This window comes from Congregibacter sp. (assembly GCF_047617445.1).
Taxonomy (GTDB): domain Bacteria; phylum Pseudomonadota; class Gammaproteobacteria; order Pseudomonadales; family Halieaceae; genus Congregibacter.
This window is the reverse complement of sequence record NZ_JBLGBE010000114.1, coordinates 1-8,607: the sequence shown is the minus strand read 5'-3', so window position 1 is coordinate 8,607 and position 8,607 is coordinate 1. Positions and strand designations below refer to the sequence as shown.

Annotated in this window: 9 protein-coding genes and 1 tRNA gene; all 10 read right to left on the bottom strand. The window is 53.1% G+C overall.

The annotated features are described in order from the left end of the window. Window positions 1–380, bottom strand: a 380-nt coding sequence (locus tag ACI9KD_RS16300) for a hypothetical protein (RefSeq protein WP_414982227.1), incomplete at its 3' end; no start/stop codon positions are given. Between the two features lie 30 nt (window positions 381–410). Next, window positions 411–2,603 carry an NHLP family bacteriocin export ABC transporter peptidase/permease/ATPase subunit gene (locus ACI9KD_RS16295; protein WP_414982226.1) on the bottom strand — a complete coding sequence of 731 codons (2,193 nt, stop codon included), beginning with the start codon at window positions 2,601–2,603 and terminating at the stop codon, window positions 411–413. 12 nt (window positions 2,604–2,615) lie between these two features. Further along, entirely contained in the window at window positions 2,616–3,896 is a 1,281-nt protein-coding gene (locus ACI9KD_RS16290; RefSeq protein WP_414982225.1) for an NHLP bacteriocin system secretion protein, read from the bottom strand. 200 nt (window positions 3,897–4,096) lie between these two features. Further along, a complete protein-coding gene (locus ACI9KD_RS16285; RefSeq protein ID WP_414982224.1) occupies window positions 4,097–4,708 on the bottom strand; it encodes a Nif11-like leader peptide family RiPP precursor in 612 nt (203 codons plus the stop codon). Between the two features lie 52 nt (window positions 4,709–4,760). After that, window positions 4,761–5,375, bottom strand: coding sequence for a Nif11-like leader peptide family RiPP precursor (locus ACI9KD_RS16280; RefSeq protein WP_414982223.1), 615 nt, complete (start codon window positions 5,373–5,375; stop codon window positions 4,761–4,763). A 322-nt stretch (window positions 5,376–5,697) separates the two neighbouring features. Then, window positions 5,698–5,788: transfer RNA gene (locus ACI9KD_RS16275), tRNA-Ser, on the bottom strand. 52 nt (window positions 5,789–5,840) lie between these two features. Further along, entirely contained in the window at window positions 5,841–6,542 is a 702-nt protein-coding gene (locus ACI9KD_RS16270; RefSeq protein WP_414982222.1) for a nitroreductase family protein, read from the bottom strand. A 24-nt stretch (window positions 6,543–6,566) separates the two neighbouring features. Further along, the gene (csrA, locus tag ACI9KD_RS16265) at window positions 6,567–6,791 is read right to left on the bottom strand and encodes a carbon storage regulator CsrA (RefSeq protein ID WP_414982221.1); all 225 of its coding nucleotides are present in this window, start codon (window positions 6,789–6,791) and stop codon (window positions 6,567–6,569) included. A gap of 47 nt (window positions 6,792–6,838) precedes the next feature. Continuing rightward, on the bottom strand, window positions 6,839–8,080 hold the full coding sequence (locus ACI9KD_RS16260) for an aspartate kinase (protein WP_414982220.1): 1,242 nt from the start codon (window positions 8,078–8,080) through the stop codon (window positions 6,839–6,841). A 1-nt stretch (window position 8,081) separates the two neighbouring features. After that, window positions 8,082–8,607 (bottom strand): DHHA1 domain-containing protein (locus ACI9KD_RS16255; protein ID WP_414982219.1); only part of this gene is annotated, 526 nt, incomplete at its 5' end.

Sequence of the window (8,607 nt, the reverse complement as noted above, 5' to 3'; positions counted from 1 at the left end):
GACGCACCTTTAGCAAGACCGCTACACCAGTTATTGAGTAACGCTGTCGCTTCGTCAACGAAGGACAGATCGGCAAGTTTTGCGACGAATCGTGCTGACTCTAGCTCCAGTACTTGAGTGCCTATGGTACCCACTGCAAGCAGCGCACTAGCTGTGTCATGTTCCCCGATGCGCATCCCGAAGAGCGCTTCACCGTGGGTGGCGCGAAACACATGACTGCGCGTTCCCGATACCTTTCCAGCTACAACAGAGACTGCAAACACATCGATACTGCCACACTGAACGATGTACACTTTTTCAGGATCGTTCAGTAACAGAGGCCTATTACCTGCAACATCCAAGGACCTACCTTCACTACCCCAAGCCAGTATGTCCGTCATGAAAACTTCGCCGAGTTTCGCATCAAGGTTTCAGGACGCATTAATCTGATCGGCATAAAGACCTTCCTGACTGATTAACTCATCGTGCGTGCCACGCTGAACCACCTCGCCCTGCTGCATAACGATAATTTCGTCACAATCCCGTATTGTGCTCAGACGATGTGCAACGATCAGACAGGCGCAACCGCGTCGGCGCAGATTGTCATCGATAGTTTTCTCCATAGTCGGATCGAGCGCACTTGTTGCCTCATCCAGTACCAGAATAGAAGGGTTGTTAACCAAAGCTCGGGCTATCTCTAGTCGCTGCAACTGTCCACCGCTGAAGTTCCTCCCGCCCTCTTGCACCAATCCGTCATAACCACCTGCCCGCGAGACAATATCGCTGTGAATACCTGCATCCCTGGCAGCCTGATAAATGTCGCTCTCGGGAATGACATCGTTCCACATGCAGATGTTGTCTCTGACGCTGCCTTCAAAAACAAAAATCTGTTGATCTACCATAGCGACAGATGCGTTGAAAACTGACCGTGGAACGTCAAGAAGCGACACTCCATCGAATTGAATATCCCCCTGCCATGGCTGATAAAGACCGGATACGAGCTTGGCTATCGTGGATTTTCCTGAGCCTGAGTTTCCAACAAGCGCGACACGCGAACCCGGCTTGAGACTCAAGCTAAAATCTGTGATCAACGCTGGAGATAATTTGCTGTAACCGAAAGTGAGGTCACAAATATCCACTTGCCCCGACAACTTATCGAAGGAACCAGGATCGGGATTCGCTTTTACGATGGCTCCTGGCTCGATACCAGCTGTCTCGAACCAGGGCGCGAGCTTATAGTTCAAGACGTCATCCAGGCGGTTCGTATCGGTTTGCACCTCCTGCAGGCTTCCTCCGACATTGATCATCTGTCTAACGGGCCCCATGAAACTGGCCATGAGGCTCTGGAACGCGACCAGCATTCCCATACTCAAGCGCCCTTCCATGACGAGTAATCCGCCAAAGCCGAGCACCGCTAAACTGTTAAGTGAAACCATCAGCGTAGGAAAAACATTCAAAAAAAGCGACGCCCTGCCCATGGCCTGCTGGGCGTTTATGACCTTGGCGTAATGCCCAGACCATTGCGAAAAGAAATCTGATTCCGACCCGGTCGCTTTTAAAGTCTCAATCATCTGTAAGCCGCCCATCGACACCCCGAGCAGTTTTCCACCTTCAAGTTGCAAACGCTGATTATAGATTTTTCGTTTTTTTGAGATGTATCTCAGAGCAGCAAGATTGAGGATCGCCGTAACGACCCCGAGAGCCGTCAACAAGACATCGTATTGCAGCATCAGGGCCGCGAAAAACACGATCAGAATCAGATTAAGAACTGTGGTCGAAAGTTCGCCAGAGAGAAGCCGCGCGACCTTGTCGTTGAGCTGGATGCGAGAGCCAATCTCGCCACCATAGCGTTGGACAAAAAACTCAACTGGAAGGCGAAGAACATGACGAAAAAATATGGCCGAGTTGGTCAGTGCCAGCTTGGTCTGAAACCGCAGCAGGTAATAGTTCTGTAAACCCGTGAGAACGCCGCGCAGAAGTGCCGTCACTCCCATCGCCAGCATCAGCGGCGCCAGCCAGCCACTCATACCCCCAACCAGTATATCGTCAACAAACACTCGCGAAAATGTCGGAATCACTAATCCCGGGATGACCAGAAGAAGCCCCACCAAAACAACATAGGTAAGCGCCCTGGAGGCTCCCCTAAAGCGCCGACGTAGCGCTGGAAACAAGGTATGACGCTGCCCACCCTTCGTGAATTCCGGCCCCGGCTCAAACGTCAGCACAACACCGGTAAATGACTTATCAAACTCGTCGAGCGTCACTCGGCGTGGGCCGCTCGCGGGATCATTTAAGTAGATCCACTTATCACTTATATCCTCGAGAACTACAAAATGGTTAAAGTCCCAAAAGATGATTACGGGAAAAGTCAGCCCTTCCAGATTGTCGAGATTTTTGCGAAACCCCTTTGCTTCAAGCCCGTACTTGCGCGCCGCCCGCACAATATTGCTGGCCTTACTACCGTCCCGGGAAACGCCACATTCAACTCGCAACTCTTCCAACGGCACGTAACGGCCATAGAATTCGAGGATCATTGAGAGACAGGCCGCACCACATTCGGCGGCTTCCATCTGCAACACTGACGGAGTCTTAATCCGTCTATGAATCCATTTTGATCCGATCAAAGGGCCCTCACCTTAACGCTGCGCCATCGCACCAACACCCAAAATGTGTTTTTTGAACAGTGGTATGACAAGAGCGATCGGTCTTTCTTCTTCGACCGTAACGGACGTTACGCACAAAGTGCCGGGGTCCAAACGCAGTTGGGGGCCATCGAGGGAAGACCATTTGTATTTGCTAAAGGTTGTGGGATCAGGGGTCAACGAAATCTGAACTTCGATGGGAGAACCCTGACTACTAAAGAGCTGCACGAGATTGTCGTCCTGCAGCTTACGCATCATGGTTTGAGCGTTGCTCGGAACCTCCGAAACGTAGGTCACTGTTCCGTAAAGAAACCCATGCTCTTCTCGCTTTACGGTCGCAGGCATAATCTGCGCCTGCATACCAACCTCGATACGCTTACCCTGACCCAGCGGAAAATACACCGTCGCCACCATGTCTTGCACGTCATCACCCAAAAGATCCAGGCGAATTAGTTCCTGCCCCGGCGCGACGACGTCCCCGATATCAACCGAAACATCCAGTACGCGTCCGGAAACATAAGTCACGACTTCTGAGGTGTCATTCAGGGTCTTCAGGGATGCCTCCAACGCACGTCGAGCGTCATCCACCTGCAACTCAAGGTCGGCCCTTGTTCTCTCTCGCTCCCTTATAAGGTCTACGTTTGCAACATCTGCTTCCAAAAGCTCGTGGCGCGCGCCTCGTAACTGCTGCCTCGCATCACTAAGCTGCAGTTCTGTGTTGTAAACCTTCTGTTTGACGATCACGCCCTTTTCGAACAATTCGCGTTGATCATCGAGCTGTTTCTCGAGCCAGGATATCTGGCCCAGTAAAACATCAGATTTTTTATTCAGGTTGCTGCGCTGCTGTTGGATTGATGTCAGTTCGAGCTGTTCTCGCTCGACTGCAAGTTTCGACAACCGCTGAAACGTATTGTCGAGCTCCTCAAGCTTGGCCTTCTGATCTACTATGCTCTGGGAAAGCGCTGGTTGCGCAACCCTGGCCACGACCTCACCCTTTTGGATCGTGGTTCCCGGCTTCGTATACAACGCTTCAATTCTGCCGGAACTCTCGGCGACGACTTTAAAAACCCCGCCTTCCTTCAAGAGCATACCCTGTCCATCTACTTTGGTCGGCAACGTTCCCAGAACACTCCAGACAATAGCAGCCAAAAGAACACCGGCCGTGGCCAGCAAGGCCAGCCAGCCCTTGGGGCCGGTCACCTCGATGAGTGTATCGAGGTTCTCCGGCGAGGACAGACGGTCAAGGGCCTCCTGACGGAAAATCTGCTGAGCCATAAAACAGTTCTCCTATCAACGCCTTATTTCTCCAGGCGTTTGCAAATGGGCTTGCAACGAGTTTCGACCTTAGGGCCGATGGTGACCAGCATACATTCACCGGCAAAACGATACAGCTCTAGCAGATTCAACTCGCAGGCGAATTAAAGAATCAGCAGAACCAACGCGAACGGCGAATGCTGTGGCTTACAAGCTTCGTATCATGGCTCAGGCAAAAGAGCACCGGAAACAGCGCCGCCAATCGCACCCACAGAGGCGCCTCGAAACGACCCGGACACAACGTCGTCATATTTTCCGTCTATCACTGACTTGGCAAACCCACCCAAAAAGCCCGTGGCTCCGCCAATAACACCGCCAAGGAATGCGCCTATAAGTCCACCACCGGCCACAGCATCCAGTTCGTCATCACTGAGTTCATCCGTCGAAGTCGCTTCTATCAAACCATCACGGAAAGCCCCGAGTTGCGATGCATCAAGCTCGAAGCCTTGCTCCTTAGCGAGCACCGCCAGCTTTTCGATATCGCCATTTGCCGCCACAAAACTGCTGTGCAGCTTTGCATCGTTGAATGCCTGATAGTAAAAACGATGCGCCTCTGGAAACTCGGCTACAAACGCTTTTACCTCGGGTTTGTCTCTATAGGCAGACACGTCGTTTTGCAGATCATGCTTAAGATCGTCAAAGCTAATGTCACAGCCTTCTTGCCGCGCGATGTCTGCCATGCTGTTCAGGTCGCCAATAGAACTGACTACTTTTTGCTGTAAATCGGTCGATGCAGCAATCTTTTCCTTAAACGCACTAAATTGATCGGTCATAGTTTCACGCCTTGGTAGATGAAGGGCTGAAGTAGGGTTTGTGATAACACCCTCATGGCTCGGGCGCGAAAAAGCCCGATATTAATCCGGTGGCGCCGCCTATGAGGGCCGTATCCTTACCGGTTTCGAATGACGATGACATTGAGTTACCCTCGGCCAATGAGGTGACAACTCCACCAACAAAGCCGCCTATGAAGCCGGCACCAGCACCCGCTAAAGCGCCGAAAAGCCCTCCACCGGCAACAGCATCAAGCTCTTCATCACTAAGCTCGGCTGTCAACGTCACGTCGGCCAAGCCATCCAGGAATGCCTGTAATTCGGCCGCATCCAGATCAAAGCCCTGCTCCGTCGCAAGCGCCACCAATTTGTCAGCGTCACCAGCAGCAGCCATGACCTGGCTGTGCAAATCGGCACTGTTAACCGCCTTGTAGTAAAAACGGTGAGCCTCCGGGTGTGCGGCGACCAGGGCCTTTACCTTGGGGCTATCTCGATACTCGGCAACACTCGCTATCAAATCACTTTTGAGATCATCAAAACTGACGTCAAAGCCTTCTTCCTGGGCAAGCGCAGCGATTTTATTCAGGTCGCCAATGGCATTGGCCATTTTCTCCTGTAATTGCGGTGAAGCAGAGACATGCGTCTCAAACCGTTGAAGTTCTTCTTTCATACCTTGGCCTCAATTGGGAACACAGAGCGTAGGAAACGAAAGATACACTCCGGAATGGCGCAATAACACTTATATAAATTTTCATTTTGACTTGCATTATCGCCACGGGGATAACGCAGGCCTAGCAATTGATTTGAGGATCGCTTCACAGCAAGCTACTAGAGCGTTAACAGCAGTCCGTGGCGGTAAAAGAGCGAACTGACGCAAACAGCCTAAGGGCTGTTTTCACCCCAGCGGGGCGGCTTGTCGAACCCAGCGTGTTCATCTATCCGCCTTTACAGCCACATACCAAAAAGGCCCCGATTGGGGCCCTTTTGGTATCTGGCGGAGAAGGAGGGATTCGAACCCTCGATACGCTATTAACGTATACGCCCTTAGCAGGGGCGCGCCTTCAGCCACTCGGCCACTTCTCCATAAGGCGCGGGATGATACCACCGTCGTCTATGGGGTCAAACCCGTTTTCGCTCAGTCAGGAGATTCATTTCCCACCGGGAAAAAACTCGCTATGTCCGGTAAGGGCTTTTTGACCAGCGATGCCGCAGGAATGCTCGCATCATTCGCCGGGTGTCCCACCACAATGAGCATATAGGGCCGCTCAGTATTTGGGCGGCCTAGGATCTCACTGAGGAACTTCATGGGGTTGGGCGTATGGGTCAAAGTCGCCAATCCCGCATTGTGCAGAGCATTCAGAAGAAACCCCGTGGCGATCCCCACAGACTCCGACATATAGTAGTTCTTGCGCTTCTTCCCTTCGGCATCCTTGCCAGTGCGCTCTACAAAGATCGCGATGAGCCAGGGGGCTGTTTCAAGAAAAGGTTTGAACTGGTCCGTACCGAGCTTACTCAGATTGCTTAGCCATTCATCGCCACCGCGGCCGCCATAAAACTCCGCCTCTTCCAGTTCTGCCGCTTCGCGTATCTCGCGTTTTATCTTTGGATCGCTCACGCAGGCGAAATGCCAGGGCTGGTGATTGGCTCCACTCGGTGCGGTACCCGCCGCACGGACGCAGGCCTGGATAATGTCTATGGGAACCGGTGTGTCCGTGAAATTGCGCACAGAATGACGTTTGCGCATGTGGTCGAGGTAAGCCTGCGCTCTCACCCGGGCCTCCTGATCACTCAGGCTCTGCACGTCAGGCAGCGGAACCGCCTGATACTCGTCGCTCATCGGCAGCCGCACGCCATTAAGCGGCTAGCTATGGCCGTCGTCGGCACTCTTAGCGTCTTTGTTTGATGCCTGTTGCTGTCCCTCATCACTCTCGCTGATCTTGTCGTAAATCTCTTCGCGGTGTACTGCCAAGTCTCTGGGCGCATCAATACCAATACGCACATTGCCGCCTTTCACACTGACTACCGTGACGGTAATGTCGTCCCCAAGCCTGAGAGATTCGCCCTCTTTTCGTGTCAGGATTAACATGAATTAAGTCCTATGCTGGCGTCCGCCGTACGGGACGCTCCAACATCTTAGGCAGCAGAGTCCTCTGTGGGTTCCGCATCAAGTCCAAAGGATGAATGCAGAGCCCGCACGGCAAGCTCGAGGAATTTTTCCTCGATGATCACCGAAATCTTGATTTCCGAGGTCGTAATCATCTGAATATTGATACCTACATCCGCCAATGCTTCAAACATCTGACTGGCTACACCCGCATGGGATCGCATTCCCACGCCCACCACCGAAATCTTGGCAATACGGTTATCGGATCGTACCTCGCGAGCACCGAGCTCAGCAGCAGTGCGCTTGAGTATCTCTTCGCCGCGAGCAAGCTCATTGCGCGATACGGTAAAAGTAAAGTCGGTGCTGTTGTCTTCAGCAACGTTCTGAACAATGACATCCACTTCAATATTGGCTTGTCCAATGGGCCCGAGGATCTTGAAAGCGACCCCTGGCATATCCGGCACACCGAGTATTGTGAGCTTAGCCTCATCGCGATTGAACGCGATTCCCGCAATTGTCGGGGTTTCCATGGCATCTTTCTCCTCAAAGCTGATCAGGGTGCCCGGGCCCTCTTGAAAGCTGTGTAGCACGCGCAGTGGCACATTATATTTTCCAGCGAATTCTACCGCGCGAATCTGCAGCACCTTGGATCCCATACTGGCCATTTCCAGCATTTCTTCGAAGGTGATTTTGTCCAGGCGTCTCGCACCATCGACGACCCGTGGATCGGTAGTGTAGACACCATCCACATCCGTATATATCTGGCATTCATCGGCCTTCAAGGCCGCCGCGAGCGCCACAGCAGTGGTATCCGAGCCGCCGCGCCCTAAGGTTGTGATGTTGCCCTTTTCGTCGACACCCTGAAAACCTGCAACAACTACCACGTTACCCGCCCGCAGATCAGCGTGGAGCCGGGCATCATCAATTTCACGAATCCGCGCTTTGGTATGCGCATCGTCCGTAAGAATACGCACCTGGGACCCGTTGTAACTCTTCGCTGGCTTGCCGCGCTTGTGCAAGGCCATGGCCAGCAGTGCTGTCGTAACCTGCTCCCCGGTGGACAAAAGCACGTCCATTTCCCGGGGCATCGGTTGCTCCTGAATCTGCTGCGCAAGATCGATAAGACGATTGGTCTCGCCGCTCATCGCGGACACGACGACCACAATGTCATGCCCCTGATCTCGAAAGCCCGCGACCTTCTCCGCTACTTGCTCTATGCGCTCGACACTAGCTACCGAGGTACCACCAAATTTTTGGACAATTAAAGCCATCTCAAGCCTTCAACGCCTGGGCAACCCAAGCGGGAACATCCTCAAGTGCAGCGGGCAATAGCGCGGGTTCGGTACCGCCACCCTGAGCCATATCGGGACGCCCTCCCCCCTTACCGCCTAGCCGACCTGCAAACTCGCGCATCAGATCTCCGGCACGCACGCGCCCCGTGAGGTCTTTGGTGACGCCGGCTACCAGAGCGACTTTGTCATCGTTAACTGCCGCAAGAAGAATGACTGCACTGCCTAATTTGTTTTTACATTGATCCATGATGCCCCGAAGAGCACCGGGGTCAGCACCGTCCACCACGGTGGCAAGTACTTTGACGCCCTCGACTTCGATCGCGGATGCGGTGATATCGCTACCCGCAGACGATGCGAGTTTTTGCTTTAAGCGCGCCAGTTCTTTCTCCAGATCACGATTTTGACCGCGTAGGGCCGCAACTTTGTCTGCCACGTTTTCTGTCGTACCACGAACGGCATCACATACGCCCGCAAGCGCGCTATCTACAGACCGTATTTGAGCAAGC

What these genes read in the sequence shown, in the direction of transcription:
- ACI9KD_RS16290 (WP_414982225.1), bottom strand. Translation starts at nt 3,896, where the DNA reads ATGGCTCAGCAGATTTTCCGTCAGGAGGCCCTTGACCGTCTGTCCTCG.
- ACI9KD_RS16285 (WP_414982224.1), bottom strand. Translation starts at nt 4,708, where the DNA reads ATGACCGATCAATTTAGTGCGTTTAAGGAAAAGATTGCTGCATCGACC.
- ACI9KD_RS16280 (WP_414982223.1), bottom strand. Translation starts at nt 5,375, where the DNA reads ATGAAAGAAGAACTTCAACGGTTTGAGACGCATGTCTCTGCTTCACCG.
- ACI9KD_RS16270 (WP_414982222.1), bottom strand. Translation starts at nt 6,542, where the DNA reads ATGAGCGACGAGTATCAGGCGGTTCCGCTGCCTGACGTGCAGAGCCTG.
- csrA (WP_414982221.1), bottom strand. Translation starts at nt 6,791, where the DNA reads ATGTTAATCCTGACACGAAAAGAGGGCGAATCTCTCAGGCTTGGGGAC.
- ACI9KD_RS16260 (WP_414982220.1), bottom strand. Translation starts at nt 8,080, where the DNA reads ATGGCTTTAATTGTCCAAAAATTTGGTGGTACCTCGGTAGCTAGTGTC.